This window comes from Citrobacter sp. S46_ASV_140 (genome assembly GCF_018919545.1).
GTDB classification, from domain to species: domain Bacteria; phylum Pseudomonadota; class Gammaproteobacteria; order Enterobacterales; family Enterobacteriaceae; genus Citrobacter; species Citrobacter braakii.
Window position 1 is genome coordinate 1 of record NZ_JAHLRC010000026.1, and the last position, 18,004, is coordinate 18,004.

15 protein-coding genes are annotated in these 18,004 nt (G+C 52.2%); 7 read left to right on the plus strand and 8 right to left on the minus strand.

Features of this window, described 5'->3' with window-relative positions:
* The first annotated feature begins 212 nt into the window (after nucleotides 1-212).
* The gene (locus KQJ19_RS09505; RefSeq protein WP_016157828.1) at nucleotides 213-917 is read left to right on the plus strand and encodes a FadR/GntR family transcriptional regulator; all 705 of its coding nucleotides are present in this window, start codon (nucleotides 213-215) and stop codon (nucleotides 915-917) included.
* Nucleotide 918: 1 nt separating this feature from the next.
* On the plus strand, nucleotides 919-2,346 hold the full coding sequence (gene mdtD / locus KQJ19_RS09510) for a multidrug transporter subunit MdtD (RefSeq protein WP_046276279.1): 1,428 nt from the start codon (nucleotides 919-921) through the stop codon (nucleotides 2,344-2,346).
* On the opposite strand, the gene rbsR is transcribed toward mdtD, so the two are convergent.
* The 7 genes from rbsR to kup all read right to left on the minus strand — a co-directional run bounded on the left by rbsR (nucleotide 2,312) and on the right by kup (nucleotide 10,258).
* A complete protein-coding gene (gene rbsR, locus KQJ19_RS09515; RefSeq protein WP_016155093.1) occupies nucleotides 2,312-3,304 on the minus strand; it encodes a ribose operon transcriptional repressor RbsR in 993 nt (330 codons plus the stop codon). The genes mdtD and rbsR overlap by 35 nt on opposite strands.
* A gap of 3 nt (nucleotides 3,305-3,307) precedes the next feature.
* Nucleotides 3,308-4,237: a ribokinase gene (gene rbsK, locus KQJ19_RS09520; RefSeq protein WP_047498819.1), complete on the minus strand. Its 930-nt coding sequence runs from the start codon at nucleotides 4,235-4,237 to the stop codon at nucleotides 3,308-3,310.
* A gap of 141 nt (nucleotides 4,238-4,378) precedes the next feature.
* Nucleotides 4,379-5,269, minus strand: coding sequence for a ribose ABC transporter substrate-binding protein RbsB (gene rbsB, locus KQJ19_RS09525; RefSeq protein ID WP_016155091.1), 891 nt, complete (start codon nucleotides 5,267-5,269; stop codon nucleotides 4,379-4,381).
* Between the two features lie 24 nt (nucleotides 5,270-5,293).
* Nucleotides 5,294-6,259: a ribose ABC transporter permease gene (gene rbsC / locus KQJ19_RS09530; protein ID WP_003023762.1), complete on the minus strand. Its 966-nt coding sequence runs from the start codon at nucleotides 6,257-6,259 to the stop codon at nucleotides 5,294-5,296.
* A gap of 5 nt (nucleotides 6,260-6,264) precedes the next feature.
* On the minus strand, nucleotides 6,265-7,770 hold the full coding sequence (gene rbsA, locus KQJ19_RS09535) for a ribose ABC transporter ATP-binding protein RbsA (protein ID WP_216403595.1): 1,506 nt from the start codon (nucleotides 7,768-7,770) through the stop codon (nucleotides 6,265-6,267).
* A 7-nt stretch (nucleotides 7,771-7,777) separates the two neighbouring features.
* Nucleotides 7,778-8,197, minus strand: coding sequence for a D-ribose pyranase (gene rbsD, locus KQJ19_RS09540; RefSeq protein ID WP_016155090.1), 420 nt, complete (start codon nucleotides 8,195-8,197; stop codon nucleotides 7,778-7,780).
* Nucleotides 8,198-8,389: 192 nt separating this feature from the next.
* Nucleotides 8,390-10,258 (minus strand): low affinity potassium transporter Kup, encoded by a 1,869-nt coding sequence (gene kup / locus KQJ19_RS09545; RefSeq protein ID WP_003023768.1) that lies wholly within the window; start codon nucleotides 10,256-10,258, stop codon nucleotides 8,390-8,392.
* Nucleotides 10,259-10,588: 330 nt separating this feature from the next.
* Between kup and ravA the strand changes: the two genes are divergently transcribed.
* Both ravA and viaA read left to right on the plus strand, forming a co-directional pair.
* The gene (ravA, locus tag KQJ19_RS09550; protein WP_047358450.1) at nucleotides 10,589-12,085 is read left to right on the plus strand and encodes an ATPase RavA; all 1,497 of its coding nucleotides are present in this window, start codon (nucleotides 10,589-10,591) and stop codon (nucleotides 12,083-12,085) included.
* Nucleotides 12,079-13,530: an ATPase RavA stimulator ViaA gene (gene viaA, locus KQJ19_RS09555; protein WP_016155088.1), complete on the plus strand. Its 1,452-nt coding sequence runs from the start codon at nucleotides 12,079-12,081 to the stop codon at nucleotides 13,528-13,530. The genes ravA and viaA overlap by 7 nt, the downstream gene beginning before the upstream one ends.
* A gap of 3 nt (nucleotides 13,531-13,533) precedes the next feature.
* Here the strand turns inward: viaA and asnA are convergent, their stop codons facing one another.
* Nucleotides 13,534-14,526, minus strand: a complete 993-nt coding sequence (gene asnA, locus KQJ19_RS09560) for an aspartate--ammonia ligase (protein WP_016155087.1) — start codon at nucleotides 14,524-14,526, stop codon at nucleotides 13,534-13,536.
* 151 nt (nucleotides 14,527-14,677) lie between these two features.
* On the opposite strand from asnA, the gene asnC reads away from it, so the two are divergent.
* The 3 genes from asnC to mnmG all read left to right on the plus strand — a co-directional run bounded on the left by asnC (nucleotide 14,678) and on the right by mnmG (nucleotide 17,936).
* Nucleotides 14,678-15,136 (plus strand): transcriptional regulator AsnC, encoded by a 459-nt coding sequence (asnC, locus tag KQJ19_RS09565; protein ID WP_216403596.1) that lies wholly within the window; start codon nucleotides 14,678-14,680, stop codon nucleotides 15,134-15,136.
* Between the two features lie 88 nt (nucleotides 15,137-15,224).
* Complete coding sequence (gene mioC / locus KQJ19_RS09570; RefSeq protein ID WP_016155086.1) at nucleotides 15,225-15,674, plus strand: FMN-binding protein MioC; 450 nt, start codon at nucleotides 15,225-15,227, stop codon at nucleotides 15,672-15,674.
* A gap of 372 nt (nucleotides 15,675-16,046) precedes the next feature.
* Nucleotides 16,047-17,936: a tRNA uridine-5-carboxymethylaminomethyl(34) synthesis enzyme MnmG gene (gene mnmG / locus KQJ19_RS09575; protein WP_016155085.1), complete on the plus strand. Its 1,890-nt coding sequence runs from the start codon at nucleotides 16,047-16,049 to the stop codon at nucleotides 17,934-17,936.
* Nucleotides 17,937-18,004 lie beyond the last annotated feature (68 nt).

Below are 18,004 nucleotides of genomic sequence, written 5' to 3' on the forward strand. Positions count from 1 at the left end.
TGTAATCCGTTGTTCCGTGTCAGTGGAGGCGCATTATAGGGAGTTATTTCAGGCTGACAAGGGGAAATTTAAAATAACTTTCCGAGTGCGTGTTTTTTCAGCAAAACCACCATTAACATGCCATAAAATAAGCAAATTGCCGTTTTTGCAGCCGCAATAACACTTCCAGGTGGCATACTAATGAATAAGAAATAAAGTAAGGAAAACCATTCATGCCGTTAAATGCCCAACAGCTAGCCGCACAGAAAAACCTGTCCTACGTTCTGGCCGAAAAGCTGGCTCAGCGAATATTAAAAGGTGAATACGCACCGGGCGCTATATTGCCTGGCGAAATAGAGCTGGGCGATCAGTTTGGCGTGAGTCGTACCGCGGTAAGAGAAGCGGTAAAGACGTTAACGGCAAAAGGTATGGTATTACCGCGCCCGCGTATTGGTACACGCGTCATGCCGCAGGCAAACTGGAACTTCCTCGACCAGGAGCTGCTCACCTGGTGGATGACAGAAGATAATTTCTCTCAGGTCATTAAACATTTTCTGGTGATGCGTATCAGCCTGGAGCCTCAGGCGTGTTTACTGGCGGCGACTATAGGTACGGCAGAACAGAAAGCGCATCTCAACACGCTGATGGAAGAAATGGTCGAGCTGAAAAGAAACTTCAGACGCGAGCGTTGGATTGAGGTTGATATCGCCTGGCATGAACACATCTATGAAATGAGTGCGAACCCGTTCCTTATCTCCTTCGCATCACTCTTCCATTCCGTTTACCAGACCTACTTTACCTCTATTACCTATAACGACGTGGTCAAGCTGGATTTACACCAGGCCATTGTCGACGCGATAGATGAGAGCGATGGCGATCGCGCCTTCGCTGCCTGTCAGGCATTGCTGATAGCACCAAACGTGCTACCGGATAAATAATATGTCAGAAAAGAAATCACGCAGTATGGCCGGGCTACCGTGGATAGCAGCCATGGCCTTTTTTATGCAGGCACTAGACGCCACGATCCTCAATACCGCCTTACCCGCAATAGCACACAGCCTTAACCGCTCTCCGCTCGCCATGCAGTCGGCCATTATCAGTTACACCCTGACGGTCGCGATGCTGATCCCGGTGAGTGGATGGCTGGCAGACAGGTTCGGTACCCGGCGCGTCTTTATGATAGCTGTTAGCCTGTTTACGCTGGGTTCGCTGGCCTGTGCGCTGTCCAGCTCCCTAAGCGAACTGGTGATTTTCCGCGTCATTCAGGGCATTGGCGGCGCTATGATGATGCCCGTTGCCCGTCTGGCATTATTACGTGCTTACCCCCGCAGCGAACTGCTTCCCGTGCTTAACTTCGTAACCATGCCTGGACTTGTGGGGCCGATTTTAGGTCCAGTATTGGGCGGTGTACTGGTCACGTGGGCCAGTTGGCACTGGATCTTCCTGATTAATATTCCAATTGGGGTTGCCGGTATCTTCTATGCCCGCAAATATATGCCGAACTTCACCACGCCGCGCCGCGGTTTTGATATGACCGGTTTCTTTCTGTTTGGTTTGAGCCTGGTGTTGTTTTCCAGCGGGGTAGAGCTGTTCGGTGAGAAGCTTGTCGAGACCTGGATAGCGCTCAGCATTATTCTTGCCAGTATTCTGTTACTGCTCGCCTACATTCGCCACGCGCGTCGTCACCCAACGCCGCTAATATCGCTTCCTATATTTAAGACCCGAACTTTTTCCGTCGGGATCGCCGGAAACCTTGCCACTCGTCTGGGTACAGGGTGCGTGCCCTTCTTAATGCCGCTGATGTTGCAGGTAGGCTTTGGATACCCGGCGCTGATAGCCGGTTGCATGATGGCGCCAACGGCGCTGGGATCAATACTGGCAAAATCAATGGTGACGCAGGTGCTGCGCCGGCTCGGCTACAGAACCACACTGGTGGGTGTTACGGTATTTATCGGCCTGATGATTGCGCAGTTCGCATTGCAATCTCCCGCCATGCCGGTCTGGATGTTGATCCTGCCGTTGTTCATTTTGGGTATGGCGATGTCCACCCAGTTTACCTCCATGAATACCATCACTCTGGCGGACCTGACCGATGAAAACGCCAGCAGCGGCAACAGTGTGCTGGCCGTTACTCAGCAGTTATCAATCAGTTTAGGGGTCGCCATCAGCGCTGCCGTTCTGCGTATCTATGAAGGTATGGAAGGAACCAATACGGTCGAGCAGTTCCACTACACCTTTATGACGATGGGCGCTATCACGGTAGTGTCTGCGCTGATGTTCATGCTGCTAAAAGCAAAAGATGGACGTAACCTGATTAAAGAGCGACATAATCCTAAACCGACCCCCGCTCCATCAAAACAGGAGTAAGTTGCAGGCGCTGTTGCTGTAATGCGGGCTGCGCCATCCGGTGGATTAATACATCGATGGCCAGTTCGCCCAGTTCATCTTTTGGTTGATGGATGGTCGTCAGCGGCGGCGTCATATAGCGCGCCAGCTCGATATCATCATAACCCACCACCGCCATATCCTGCGGAATGCGCAATCCCGATTGGTACAGAGCCTGATACGCGCCAACCGCCATGGCATCATTGCCGGTAAAAACGGCCTGCGGTCGCTGTTTATGCGACAGCAACGTTTGCATAGCTTCAAAGCCGCCGCCGAACTCAAAGTCACCGGTAATCTCGTAACCTTCCGGGACCGGCAACCCCGCCCGCTTCATTGCCGCCCGATATCCTTCCAGACGTAAACGCGCCGGAGTTTTATCCAGCGGCCCGGTGATGCAGGCAATGCGCGTAAAACCTTTTTCGATAAGATGTTGAGTGGCTAAATCCCCGCCCAACAGGGAGTTATCCTGGATCAGATCGCTTTCACCATCAAAAGGCGACCAGTCCATCATGACGGTCGGTATAGAAGGATAGCGTTGCATGATCTCCCTGGAAGGTTGATGTGTTTCCGTGCAGAGCAGCAGCAAGCCGTCCACCCGTTTTTGCATTAACGTTTCCAGATTACGGTTCATGCGCTGTTCATCACCTTCGGTATTGCACAGCACCAGGCTGTAACCGCGTTCAAAACAACTACGTTCAACGCCGCGCACCAGCTCGGAATAAAAGGGATTAGTACTGGCAGTGATTAACATGCCAATAGTGTGGGTCTGGTTTAACTTGAGACTACGCGCCAGCGCTGAGGGCGCGTAGTTAAGCTCTTTAATCGCCGCTTCAACTTTGTCAGTGACAGACTCACTGACAAAGCGATCTTTATTAATGACGTGAGAAACCGTCGACGTGGAAACCCCCGCCAGGCGGGCGACGTCCTTCATTGTAGCCAAGCGTTACCTCTGTTGACTTAAAAACGCTTCTATTTCTTCGCGCCATGGAACGGAAGGCTGTGCGCCCTTACGGGTGACCGCAATCGCCGCAGCAGCATGTGCAAATCGGATCGCTTCAGGCAGCGGAGTCTCTTCCAGTAACGCTGTAATTAACGCGCCGTTAAAGGTATCCCCAGCGGCGATGGTATCAACGGCGTCCACTTTAAACCCAGGCACACGCTGACCTTCACCATTTACGCTGGCCCACACACCGCGACTGCCTAAGGTAATCAGTACAGTATGGATCCCCTTCGCGTGCAATGCATGCGCAGCTTTGGCCGCGTCTTCATCGTTTTCAACCCGGATCCCCGTGAGCTTTTCAGCCTCGGTTTCATTCGGGGTAATAATATCCACCAGCGCCAGCAGTTCGTCAGAAAGTTCACGTGCCGGGGCCGGGTTAAGGGCTACCGTGGTCTTATTTTGATGTGCAATCTTTGCCGCAGCCAGTACGCTTTCGATCGGCGACTCTAACTGCATCAGTAAGGCGGACGCCTGGGCAATACGCTCATGCTGAGCTTCCACCAGCGCAGGCGAAAGTGCCGCGTTCGCACCAGCATGAATGCCGATGACGTTCTCACCTTCACCATTCACAAAAATCAACGCCACACCGGTCGATTCCCCCGAAATTACGCTAATCGGCGCAATATCGATATTATCTTTAGCTAACTGTTTACGAACACTTTCGCCAATATCATCATCACCCGTACAGGCAATAAATGCGATATTCGCGCCACTACGCCCCGCAGCAACAGCCTGATTCGCGCCTTTACCACCAAATGCGACCTGATAATGGTTACCGGTTACGGTTTCACCAGGTGTCGGGAAAGAGTTAAGGTTGAGGATGTGATCGGCATTGATACTGCCAAGAACAACGAGGTTGCCTGCGGTTTTCATATTTGGTGTTCCAAGTCAAAGTGCGCCACCGGATTAGGGTGGCGCGTGCCCTGCTTTTCTTTTTACGCTTTCATCCCCAAAACCCGATACGGGGATGGCGTCTTTATGTCTCCATCAGGCCGCGAGCGACCTGAATCGGTATTACTGCTTGATGACCAGCTTCAGATCAACCGGATATTTAGCCTGAACCTTCTCGCCTTTCAGGACTTTATCCGCAGTCTCAACGCCTTTCGCGCCGATCTGATCCGGCAGCTGAGCAATGGTCGCAGCCAGTTTGCCATCATTTACTGCTTTTTCGCCATCTGGAGTACCGTCAAATCCAACCACCATCACATCAGATTTACCCGCGGTTTGCAGTGCGCGCAGCGCACCCAACGCCATTTCATCGTTCTGGGCAAATACGGCCTGCACGTCAGGATGCGCGGTAAGCAGGTTCTGCATGACGTTCAGACCTTTGGTGCGGTCGAAGTCGGCCGGCTGGCTGGCCAGTACGTTAAATTTGTGTGCCGCAACAGCCTGCTGGAAACCTTCGCCACGCTCACGCGCCGCTGAAGTACCGGCAATACCCTGCAGTTCGATAACTTTCGCGCCTTCACCCGCTTTCTTCGCGATGTAATCGCCCGCAATCTTACCGCCCAGCACGTTATCAGATGCAATATGGCTTACTACTTCGCCTTTGGACGCAACGCGGTCAAGGGTGATAACCGGAATTTTCGCCTGGTTAGCCATCTTCACAGCGTTACCAACAGCATCGGAGTCCGTCGGGTTAATCAGCAGAATTTTAGTTCCACGAACTGTTAAATCCTGAACGTTAGCCAGCTCTTTCGCCGGGTTGTTCTGTGAATCCAGAATCACCAGGTTGTAGCCCAGCTTATCGGCCTCTTTTTGCGCCCCATCCTTCAAAGAAACAAAGAACGGGTTGTTGAGGGTGGAGACCACCAGCGCAATGGTATCTTTCGCCATCGCATTCGCGCTCACGGTGGCGCTCAGCGCAACAGCAGAAATCAGGGTAGCCAGTTTTTTCATGTTCATATTTAAGATGTCCTGTAATCGTTGTTACTGCTTTTTGTTGTCTACCAGTACCGCCAGCAAAATCACCACCGCTTTGACGATCATCTGGTAATAGGAGGATACACCTAACAAATTCAAACCATTATTGAGGAAACCAAGAATCAATGCGCCGATCAGCGTCCCAACAATACGTCCTTTACCGCCCGCCAGGCTGGTACCACCTAACACCACCGCGGCGATAGCATCCAGCTCATAGCCAGTACCTGCCGTCGGTTGCGCAGAGGAGAGGCGCGCTACTTCAATGATGCCCGCCAGCGATGCCAGCAGACCACACAGGGAGTAAACGATAATTTTGATTTTACTTACGCTGATACCGGACAGGCGCGTTGCCGCTTCGTTACCGCCCAGCGCATAGATATAACGACCCAGACGAGTGTGGTGCAGCATGTACCACGCCGCGAGGAAGACAATCCCCATAATCCACACAGGCGTAGGGACGCCTAACGGACGACCAATACCAAACCAGCCAAACAGATCGGCATTGTCAGTAAACCCGGTATTAACCGGACTGCCGTTGGTGTATACCATGGTCACACCACGCAGCAGCAGCATCATCACCAGGGTCGCGATAAACGCCTGTACCCGGCCTTTCGCGACAATCACCCCGGTCACCGCGCCAATAGCAGCACCGAGCGCCAGAGCCGCAGCGACAGCCACCAGCGCATTGACTTCAATCCCTACAATGGAAGCCGCAACCGCACCGGTAAGCGCCAGCAAAGAACCGACAGACAGATCGATCCCCGACGTCAGGATAACCAGCGTCATGCCAACGGCCATGATGGCGTTCACCGACGTTTGCTGGAGGATGTTGAACAGGTTATTAACGGTAAAAAAGTTAGGGCTCATGGTGGAAACAATCGCGATCAGCACTAACAGAGCGATGAGCGACTTTTGCTCCAGAAGCCATGCTTTAGTGAAATAACGGCGACCAGAAACAGCCTGGGTAGTCATCTTTTTTACTCCTGATTCACGCGATTAAGCTTGCCCACAGCGGCAGCCATTAATACTTCCTGAGTGGCCTGCTCGCGAGTGAACTCACCGCCGAGATGCTCTTCATGCATAACGATAATTCGATCGCTCATGCCCAATACTTCTGGCATCTCAGAGGAGACCAGAATGATGCTCAGCCCATCGGCCTTAAACTGGTTGATAAGCTGATAGATTTCTTTCTTAGCCCCAACGTCAACGCCGCGCGTTGGTTCATCGAGGATCAGGACTTTTGGTCGGGTCATCAGACCGCGCGCAATCGCCACTTTCTGCTGATTACCGCCAGAAAGCAGACCGATAGCCTGTTCCATCGATGGCGTTTTAACATTGAACAGACGAATAAAATCACCTACCGCCTGCTGCTCGTCTTTATGTTTAAGGCTTCCACCAGCGCGACTGAAATAACGCAGCGCGGTTAGTGACATGTTCTCTTTCACCGACATGCCCAGCACTAAACCATCGCGTTTACGGTCTTCAGAAATATAGACGATGCCGTTAGCCAACCCATCCTGCGGCGAACGGGTGACCACTTCATGGCCATCAAGCGTGACGTAACCGCTGGTGCGCGGCAATGCGCCGTACAACACTTTCATCAGCTCGGTACGTCCGGCCCCCATCAGCCCCGATACGCCAAGGATCTCGCCTTTACGCAGCGTGAATGAAACATCGTTTACGCCAGGGCCGCACAGGTTATCGACCTTAAGGCGAATATCACCCGGCGCTTTTTCCAGGCGCGGGTATTGATCTTCCAGCTTACGTCCCACCATCATTTCAATCAGCGAGTCTTCGGTCAGCGAGGCGACTTCACGCTCGGCAATAAACTGCCCGTCGCGAAAAACGGTCACGTCGTCACAAATCTCGAAGATCTCTTTCATGCGGTGAGAAATATAGACAATGCCGCGTCCCTGGGATTTCAGTTCGCGAATGACGCGGAACAGGGATTCGGTTTCGGTATCGGTGAGCGCATCCGTCGGTTCATCCATAATGATGACCTTCGATTCAAAGCTCAGCACTTTGGCAATTTCAACCATCTGCTGATCGCCAATCGACAGTTCACCGACCAGTCTGTCGCTTTTAAAGCGCAGATTCAGTTTGGCAAGCAGCAGATCGGCTTCGGCGTACATCTTCTTCCAGTCAATTTTGCCAAAGCGATTAACGAACTCACGGCCAAGAAAAATGTTCTCGGCGATAGTGAGTTGCGGGATCAAATTCAGCTCCTGGTGGATGATACCGATTCCGGCTTCCTGGGAGGATTTAGGGCCGTTAAAAGTGGTCTCTTTTCCCAACCACAATAAAGAACCGGCATCACGGGTATAGATCCCGGTCAACACTTTCATCATGGTGGATTTGCCCGCGCCGTTTTCGCCCACCAGCGCCATTACGCGGCCTGGGTAGACATTCAGCGCGGCGCCGGATAGCGCTTTTACGCCCGGGAACGCTTTATCGATCCCTTTGAGTTGCAGTAATGCGTTCATGATGGCCTCAGAACGTGACGCCAGCACAGAGAATGATATTCGCATACGGAGAACACTCTCCGCTGCGAATTACCGCCTGACTGTCTGCGGTTTGTTTTTTGAATTGTTCATGCGTGGTGTAACGAATTTCTATGGTGTTTCCCTGGTGTTGTTGCAGTTGCTCAATGTGGCTGAGCAACGTTTCGTGGAGTTGCGGATTATGTTGTTTAATTTCCGTCGCGAGAATGGCCGCCTCGACCTGCATTTCACGTGTCACCACATCCAGTACCTGCATAAAAGAAGGTACGCCCTGGGTTAATGCCATATCGATACGCGTTGTGCTATTCGGGATGGGTAAACCTGCATCACACACCACCAGCGTATCGGTATGCCCCAGACGGGAGATCACCGATGAAATTTCAGAGTTGAGTACCGTGCCTTTCTTCATTTTCTTTCCCCACTAGCGAAACGTTTCGCTGAAGATAAGTGTAGAGCGAAGAGTGGAGATAAAACCACCGCGAAGTTACGAAAATGTGATCGCCATCGAAACGTTTCGCAAGGATTATCATTCGATGAAATGAAAACTGGGAGGGACAAAACAAAACGCCCCCTTTCGCGATGAAAGAGGGCGTCGATGAGATTAAATCTCGACCTGAGTACCGAGCTCAATAACCCGGTTAGGTGGGATTTCAAACTGGTCCGGGGCGCGCAGCGCATTGCGTTGTAGTAGCAGATACAGCTTGCCGCGCAGACGCAGATACCATGGTCGTTTTCCAACAATCAACGACTCGTGCGACATGAAGAACGAGGTTTCCATCATCCGACAGCTTAAGCCTTCCAGACCGCAGCGATGGAACACTTCTTCAACGTTCGGCGTTTCGCGCCAACCGTAGCTGGCCACCACGCGCCAGAAGGTGGGCGATAACTGCTCAATCTGCACCCTACGCACATTGTGAACATATGGCGCATCTTCCGTGCGCAGCGTCAGCAGAATAACGCGTTCATGCAGAACCTTGTTATGTTTGAGGTTATGCAGTAGCGCAAACGGGATGACGTTCAATGCACGAGACATGTACACCGCCGTTCCCGGCACGCGTACCGGTGGTGATTTCTCCAGAGAGGCAATCATCGCCTCCAGAGAATTGCCGTGCTCATGCATGCGACGCAGCAGACGGAAACGCTCGCTTTTCCAGGTAGTCATGATGGTGAACATCACCAGACCCAGCGTCAGAGGCAGCCAACCGCCGGAAATCAGTTTATCGAGGTTCGCGGAGAACAGCGGAACATCGACGCACAAGAACGCCACCAGGATCAGGAAGACGAAGTATTTATTCCAGTGCCAATTTTTGCGCGCCACGGTGGTCGACAGAATTGAGGTCAGCACCATCGTCCCCGTCACCGCAATCCCGTACGCCGCAGCCAGATTGCTGGAGTGTTCAAAGCTCACAATCACAATAACCACTGCAAAATAGAGCATCCAGTTAACGAAAGGAATGTAGATCTGGCCCGATTCCATTTCCGAGGTATGGATGATACGCATCGGCGATAAATACCCCAGACGCACGGCCTGACGCGTCAGTGAGAAGACGCCGGAGATAACCGCCTGTGAAGCGATAACCGTTGCCAGCGCGGCGAGGATCAGGAGCGGTATCAACGCCCAGTCCGGCGCCAGCAGGAAGAACGGGTTTTTAATCGCTTCAGGATGCTTTAACAGCAACGCCCCCTGACCAAAATAGTTCAGTACCAGCGAAGGCAATACCACGGAGAACCATGCCAGGCGAATCGGCAACTTACCAAAGTGGCCCATATCCGCATACAGCGCTTCAACACCGGTAATCGACAACACCACCGCACCCAGCGCAATAAAGGACAACGTTTTGAATTCGAGGAAGAAATGCACCGCCCAATATGGATTGAGCGCCTGCAGCACTTCCGGATTGCCAATAATACTGCGCACGCCTAACACTGCCAGCGTCAGGAACCACAACAGCATAATCGGCGCAAACAGCTTACCGACCATGCCGGTACCGTGTTTTTGAATCAAAAACAGCAGGGTCAGTACGATTATCGAGAGCGGAACAATCCAGGTATCCAGTTGCGGGGCAATGATCTCCAGACCTTCAATCGCCGACATCACCGAGATAGCAGGCGTTATCACCACTTCTCCATAGAAGAAGCTGCCGCCAATCAACCCCATAATCACCAGCATGGAGGTTGTTCGTGCTGAAGTATTACGCCCGGCCAATGACATCAGCGTCAGGATCCCGCCTTCTCCGGCGTTATCCGCGCGCATGACAAACGTCAGGTATTTAATGGAGACAACAAAGATCAGCAGCCAGAAAATCAGCGAGAGAAAGCCAAATACAGCATCACGTTCAACGCCAAAACCAAACTGGCCGGACAAACATTCACGAAGCGTATAAAGTGGGCTGGTACCAATATCACCGTAGACAACCCCAATGGCCGCAAGGGTAATCGCAGACAATGATTGTTTATTATCAGTGCTCATAGACTCGTCTTTCGTTTATACACATCATCTTTCAAGCCACCTCCGCGTGGGCTGCATTCGTTATTCCCCCCATCCCAGAAGAAAACTCCATTGCCGCCTTGGTGCAGCTTGATTGATTTGGTGTATATATAAGAAATGTGTGCGTCGTCCCTTGGCCCACAAAAAGGCGCACAGTATGCACGATTAATCGCAAAATCGTACCCCTAAATGAGACCAGATTAATCTGGCTCAAAGAAAAATAAGCGCACCTTCAGTCTATTACTGCACTGGTGTGAAGCATCTATACTCGCTGTTTATGCAGTACATTTGGCGAAAGGACGCCACTTCATTATGGCTCACCCACATTTATTAGCGGAAAGAATTTCCCGTCTGAGCAATGCGCTGGAAAAGGGACTTTATGAACGTAGCCACGCCATTCGTCTGTGTCTGCTGGCTGCACTTAGCGGCGAGAGCGTTTTCTTATTAGGTCCTCCCGGGATCGCGAAAAGCTTAATTGCCCGCAGACTGAAATTTGCCTTTCAAAATGCTCGCGCCTTCGAATATCTGATGACGCGCTTCTCTACGCCGGAAGAGGTTTTCGGCCCGCTGTCCATTCAGGCGTTAAAAGACGAAGGTCGCTATGAACGCTTAACGGCAGGCTATCTCCCTGAAGCTGAAATCGTCTTTCTCGATGAAATCTGGAAGGCGGGACCGGCGATTCTTAACACCCTGCTGACCGCCATCAACGAACGCCACTTCCGCAACGGCGCGCATGAAGAGAAAATCCCGATGCGCCTGCTGGTGGCAGCCTCCAACGAACTGCCTGAGGCAGACAGCAGCCTGGAAGCGCTGTACGACCGTATGCTGATTCGTCTGTGGCTGGATAAAGTCCAGGACAAGGCCAACTTCCGCTCGATGCTGTTAAGTCAGCAGGATGAAAGCGACAATCCGGTCCCGGCATCGTTACAGGTAACGGATGAAGAGTATTACCAGTGGCAAAAGGACATTGGCGCCATCACGCTTCCCGATCGCGTGTTTGAGCTTATTTTCATGCTGCGCCAGCAGCTGGACACGCTACCGAATGCCCCCTACGTGTCCGATCGTCGCTGGAAAAAAGCCATTCGCTTGCTCCAGGCCAGCGCCTTCTTTAGCGGACGTGATGCGGTAGTTCCCATCGATCTGATCCTGCTGAAAGATTGCCTGTGGTACGACGCACAAAGTCTGAATCTGATGCAGCAGCAGCTGGAAATATTGATGACCGGACACGCATGGCAACAGCAAGCCATGCTGACCCGTCTGGGCAGTATTGTGCAGCGCCGCATTCAGCTCCAGCAGCAGCAAAGCGATAAAACAGCATTCACCGTGATCCGTCAGGGCGGCATGTTCAGCCGTCGTCCTCATTATGATTTACCGCCGGAGGCCACGTCTTCCGTCGTGACATTATTACTGCAAAAGCCCTTAAAGCTGCATGATATGGAAGTTATCCATATTGCTTTCGAACGTAGCGCGCTGGAACTGTGGTTAACCAAAGGCGGTGAGATCCGCGGAAAATTAAACGGCATTGGTTTTGCCCAGACGCTGAACATGGAAGTGGATAGCGCGCAGCACCTGGTTGTACGCGACGTCAGCTTACAAGGCTCTCGCCTGGCATTGCCCGGTACATCACAAGAGAGTATGCCCGCAGAAATAAAACAGGAGCTTGAAGCGCTCGATAACGAGTGGCATCAGCAGCACAGCGCATTTAGCGAGCAGCAAAAATGTCTGTTTATTCATAGCGACTGGTTAGGCCGCATTGAGGCCAGCCTGCAGGATGTCGGGGCACAAATCCGCCAGGCGCAACAATGCTGACCCTTGATACGCTCAACATCATGCTGGCAGTCAGTGAAGAAGCGATGATCGAAGAGATGATCGTCGCCCTACTGGCTTCTCCGAAGATGGTGGTATTTTTTAACAAATTCCCTCGTCTTAAAAAAGCGATCACTGACGATATTCCCCGCTGGCGTGAATCTTTGCGTAGCCGCCTCAAAGATACCCATGTACCGCCGGAGTTAGCGGAAGAGGTTATATGCTATCAACAAAGCCAGCTCCTTTCTCATGCGCAGTTTATCGTCCAGCTACCGCAAATATTGTCGCTATTGCACCACCTCCATTCGCCATGGGCCGGACAAGCGCAGCAGTTGGTCAATGACAACAGCGCGTTTACGCCTGCCCTACATACGCTTTTTCTCCAGCGCTGGCGCCTGAGCCTGGTGGTGCAAACCACAACGCTGAATCAGCAACTGCTGGAAGAAGAGCGCGAGCATTTGCTCAGTGAAGTACAGGAACGGATGACCCTCAGCGGGCAACTGGAACCCGTACTGGCAGAAAATGACAATGCCGCAGGCCGGTTGTGGGATATGAGCGCAGGTCAAATCAAGCGCGGTGATTATCAGTTGATGGTGAAATATGGCGAATTCCTGACGCAACAACCTGAACTCCAGCGTCTGGCTGAGCAGTTAGGACGTTCCAGAGAAGCGAAATCCGTACCGCGAAAAGATGCGCCAATGGAAACCTTCCGCACCCTGGTGCGCGAACCGGCAACCGTCCCGGAGCAAGTAGATGGCATCCAGCAAAGCGACGATATCCTGCGCCTGCTGCCGCCGGAACTGGCCACGCTGGGCATTACCGAACTGGAATACGAGTTCTACCGACGACTGGTGGAAAAGCAGCTGTTGACCTATCGCCTGCACGGCGAAGCATGGCGTGAGAAAGTCACGGAACGCCCCGTGGTGCATCAGGATTTTGACGAGCAACCGCGCGGACCGTTTATCGTCTGCGTTGATACTTCGGGATCGATGGGCGGGTTTAATGAGCAGTGTGCGAAAGCCTTTTGCCTGGCGCTAATGCGCGTCGCCCTTGCCGATAACCGACGCTGTTTCATCATGCTGTTTTCAACAGAAGTAGTGCGCTATGAGCTATCCGGCCCTGAGGGCATTGAACAGGCGATCCGTTTTTTAAGTCAGCGCTTTCGCGGCGGTACCGATATTGCCAGCTGTTTTCGCGCCATTACTGAGCGCATGCAGGGTCGGGAATGGTTTGATGCTGATGCGGTGGTGATCTCAGATTTTATCGCTCAGCGATTGCCCGATGAGGTTGTCAGCAAAGTGGGGGAATTACAGCGGGTGCACCAGCACCGTTTTCACGCGGTGGCGATGTCAGCACATGGTAAACCCGGCATCATGCGCATTTTCGATCATATCTGGCGCTTTGATACCGGGATGCGAAGCCGCCTGCTCAGACGCTGGCGGCGTTAATTCTTACAACAGAGAGGCGACGCTTTCACGTACCTGTGCCGGCCATACGCCACACTGAACCTGACCAATGTGTGGTAATTGCAGCAACAGCATGGTCAGACGCGACTGCCCAATTCCTCCACCAATCGTCTGTGGCATTTCACCGCGCAGCAGCGCCTGATGCCATTCCAGACTCAGACGATCTTCATCTCCGGTCAGAGACAGCTGATGTTTCAGAGCGTCAGCATCCACACGGATCCCCATAGAAGACAGCTCAAACGCATCCTCCAGTACCGGGTTCCAGACCAAAATATCACCGTTCAGACCGGCGTGACCCAGCTCGGATGCTGAACTCCAGTCATCATAATCCGGCGCACGTACATCATGGCGGTGACCGTCGCTGAGCTTGCCGCCGATCCCCACCAGGAATACCGCGCCCAGCTCTTTAGCGATCGCACGTTCACGACCTTTTGCGTCAAGACCCGGATAACGAGATAACAGTTCCTGGCTATGAACAAAGTGGATCTGCTCTGGCAGGAACGGTGCCAGACCAAACTCTTTGCTCACCGCAGCTTCGGTAGCCTTAATTCCCGCCCAGATAGCCTCTACCGTGCTTTTCAGAGTGGAGAATTGACGCTCGCCATCGCCCATCACGCGCTCCCAGTCCCACTGGTCAACATACACTGAGTGCAGTGGGGAAAGGCGATCTTCATCGGGACGCAGGGCCTTCATATGCGTGTACAGCCCTTCGCCTGCGCTAAAGTCGTGTTGTCCTAATGTTTGACGCTTCCACTTCGCCAGTGAATGAACCACTTCGAATTGAGCGTCTGGCAATGCTTTAACCTTCACCTGCACCGCTTTTTCACAGCCCGACAAGTTATCTTGCGTGCCATCTCCTACGCGGCTGAGGATCGGAGCCTGAACTTCGATCAGACCTAAACGCTCTTCCAGCTGACGAGAAAAATGAGATTTTACGAAGCTAATTTGACGTTGTTTGGCAATGTAAGCGGTTTTCATTATGTGTACTCCTGTGTCCTGTTGCCTATGATTAAGCAACAGAATGTAGGTAATATTCAATAATCAACAAACAAAAAGCCGCCTTCGATTTTGATTCGTTAAAATTAACGTCTAAAATAGAGGGAATCATTAATCTACATAAGAAAAAACTATGGAAAATTATCAGATCGACAATCTGGACCGCGGCATTCTTAACGCCCTGATGGAAAATGCCCGAACGGCCTATGCCGAATTGGCCAAACAGTTCGGCGTTAGCCCGGGGACAATTCACGTTCGCGTAGAGAAGATGAAGCAGGCCGGGATTATTACCGGCGCGCGGATTGATGTTAGTCCCAAACAGTTAGGCTATGACGTCGGTTGCTTTATCGGCATCATCCTGAAAAGTGCGAAAGACTATCCGTCAGCGTTGGCCAGACTGGAAAGCCTCGATGAGGTGACCGAAGCGTATTACACCACCGGGCACTACAGCATCTTTATAAAGGTGATGTGCAAGTCGATCGATGCGTTACAGCAGGTACTTATCAACAAGATCCAAACAATTGATGAAATTCAGTCCACGGAGACCCTGATCGTCCTGCAAAACCCGATCATGCGTACCATCAAGCCATGATCGCTTTTTTTAATCCCCTATTTTTCCACAGGTAGATCCCAGCTCGCTCACAGCGTACAATACGCCCTCTTTATAAAGGTGGGCGATCATGGCAGAAATCACTCTTATCAGCGGCAGCACGCTTGGCAGTGCGGAATATGTAGCAGAGCATCTGGCTGAAAAACTGGACGACGCGGGTTTTTCCAGCGAAATACTGCATGGGCCAATGCTTGAAGAGGTCCCGACTGATGGGATCTGGCTGATTATTAGCTCCACGCACGGTGCGGGAGACATCCCTGACAACCTGCAGCCTTTATATGATGCCTTATGCGAGCAAAAACCGGACCTTTCACAAGTGCACTTTGGTGCAATCGGGATCGGCAGTCGTGAATATGACACCTTTTGCGGCGCAATCGACAAGCTGGAAGCCGAACTGAAAGCCTGCGGGGCAAAACAGATCGGCGAAACGCTCAGGATCAACGTACTGGAACATGAAATTCCGGAAGATCCGGCTGAAATTTGGCTGGGATCCTGGCATCCATTGCTCAGAGATTTGTAAAGATCGTACTTTTTTATGTGGATAACTCTGGTTAAAAGCTTGGATCAACCGGTAGTTATCCCAAGAACAACCGTTGTTCAGTTTTTGAGTTGTGTATAACCCTTCATTCTGCTCCCAGCTTATACGGGCCAGGATCACCGATCATTCACAGCTAATGATCCTCAACAACCTGTTGATCTTATTCAAAGGATCGCCCTTATCCACAGAAAGTTGCGATCCTAATAAGAGATCACAATAAAACAGATCTCTAAATAAAAAGATCTTCTTTTTAATACCCAGGATCCCAGGGCTTTCTCGATCGACTAAAGTTGAGTAGAATCCACGGCCCGGGCTTCAATCCACTTTCACACCGCGTTATGCGAGGCAATTACCATGTTTTATCAGGATCCTTTTGACGTCATCATCATTGGCGGGGGTCATGCAGGCACCGAGGCCGCAATGGCCGCGGCGCGAATGGGTCAACAGACTCTGCTTTTGACACACAATATCGACACTCTGGGACAGATGAGCTGCAACCCGGCGATCGGCGGTATTGGGAAGGGACACCTGGTAAAAGAAGTGGATGCGCTTGGTGGGTTGATGGCAAAAGCGATCGACCATGCAGGTATCCAGTTTAGGATACTAAACGCCAGCAAAGGGCCAGCCGTTCGTGCTACCCGAGCTCAGGCCGACCGTGTGCTCTATCGCCAGGCAGTACGCACCGCACTCGAGAATCAACCCAATCTGATGATCTTCCAACAGGCAGTTGAAGATCTGATTGTTGAAAACGATCGTGTTGTGGGTGCAGTGACCCAAATGGGACTGAAGTTCCGTGCCAAAGCGGTTGTGTTAACCGTAGGGACTTTTCTTGACGGCAAAATTCATATTGGTCTGGACAACTACAGCGGCGGCCGTGCTGGCGATCCGCCGTCTATCCCGCTGTCACGCCGTCTGCGTGAACTGCCGTTACGCGTCAGCCGCCTGAAAACCGGTACGCCGCCGCGTATCGATGCACGCACTATTGATTTCAGCGTGCTCGGCCAGCAAAACAGCGATAACCCGATGCCGGTCTTCTCATTCCTGGGCGATGCTTCTCAACATCCGCGTCAGATGCCGTGTTACATCACGCATACCAATGAGAGAACCCATGACGTGATCCGCAATAACCTCGATCGTAGCCCGATGTACGCTGGCGTGATCGAAGGTATCGGTCCGCGCTACTGCCCGTCGATCGAAGACAAAGTAATGCGCTTTGCCGATCGTAATCAGCATCAGATCTTCCTCGAACCGGAAGGACTCACGTCTAACGAAATTTATCCGAATGGTATCTCCACCAGCTTGCCGTTCGATGTGCAGATGCAAATTGTCCGCTCCATGCAGGGAATGGAAAATGCCAGAATCGTCCGTCCTGGCTACGCGATTGAGTATGACTTCTTCGATCCGCGCGACCTGAAACCCACTCTGGAAAGCAAATTCATCCAGGGTCTGTTCTTTGCGGGCCAGATTAACGGTACTACCGGTTACGAAGAAGCTGCCGCGCAAGGGATGTTGGCGGGTCTGAACGCCGCACGCTTGTCTGCTGAGAAAGACGGCTGGGCACCGCGTCGCGATCAGGCTTATCTTGGTGTACTGGTGGACGATCTGTGTACGCTTGGCACCAAAGAACCGTACCGTATGTTCACCTCACGCGCAGAATACCGTTTGATGCTGCGCGAAGATAACGCCGACCTGCGTCTGACCGAAATTGGTCGTGAACTGGGTCTGGTGGACGACGAGCGCTGGGCTCGTTTCAACGAGAAGCTGGAGCGTATCGAACAGGAACGTCAGCGTCTTAAATCAACCTGGGTAAATCCGTTAGCGGAATCTGCAGCAGAAGTGAATGCTCACCTGGCTACGCCTTTGTCTCGTGAAGCCAGCGGTGAAGATCTCCTGCGCCGCCCGGATATGACCTATGCTCAGTTGACCTCTTTATCTGCGTTCGCACCAGCGCTCGACGATGCTCAGGCCGCGGAACAGGTTGAGATTCAGGTGAAATACGAAGGGTATATCGCCCGTCAGCAGGAAGAAATCGAAAGACAACAGCGTAATGAGAACACCCTGTTGCCTGCAACGCTGGATTATCGTCAGGTCTCAGGCTTGTCGAATGAAGTTATCGCCAAGCTGAACGATCACAAACCGGTATCAATCGGCCAGGCATCGCGTATTTCTGGCGTAACGCCTGCCGCCATTTCCATTCTGCTGGTATGGCTGAAGAAACAAGGTATGCTGCGCCGCAGCGCTTGATAACACTATTTTGGCGGCGGGCGCTTCGCCTGCCCGCCCTACAAATTTGTAGTCCCGATAAGCTATAG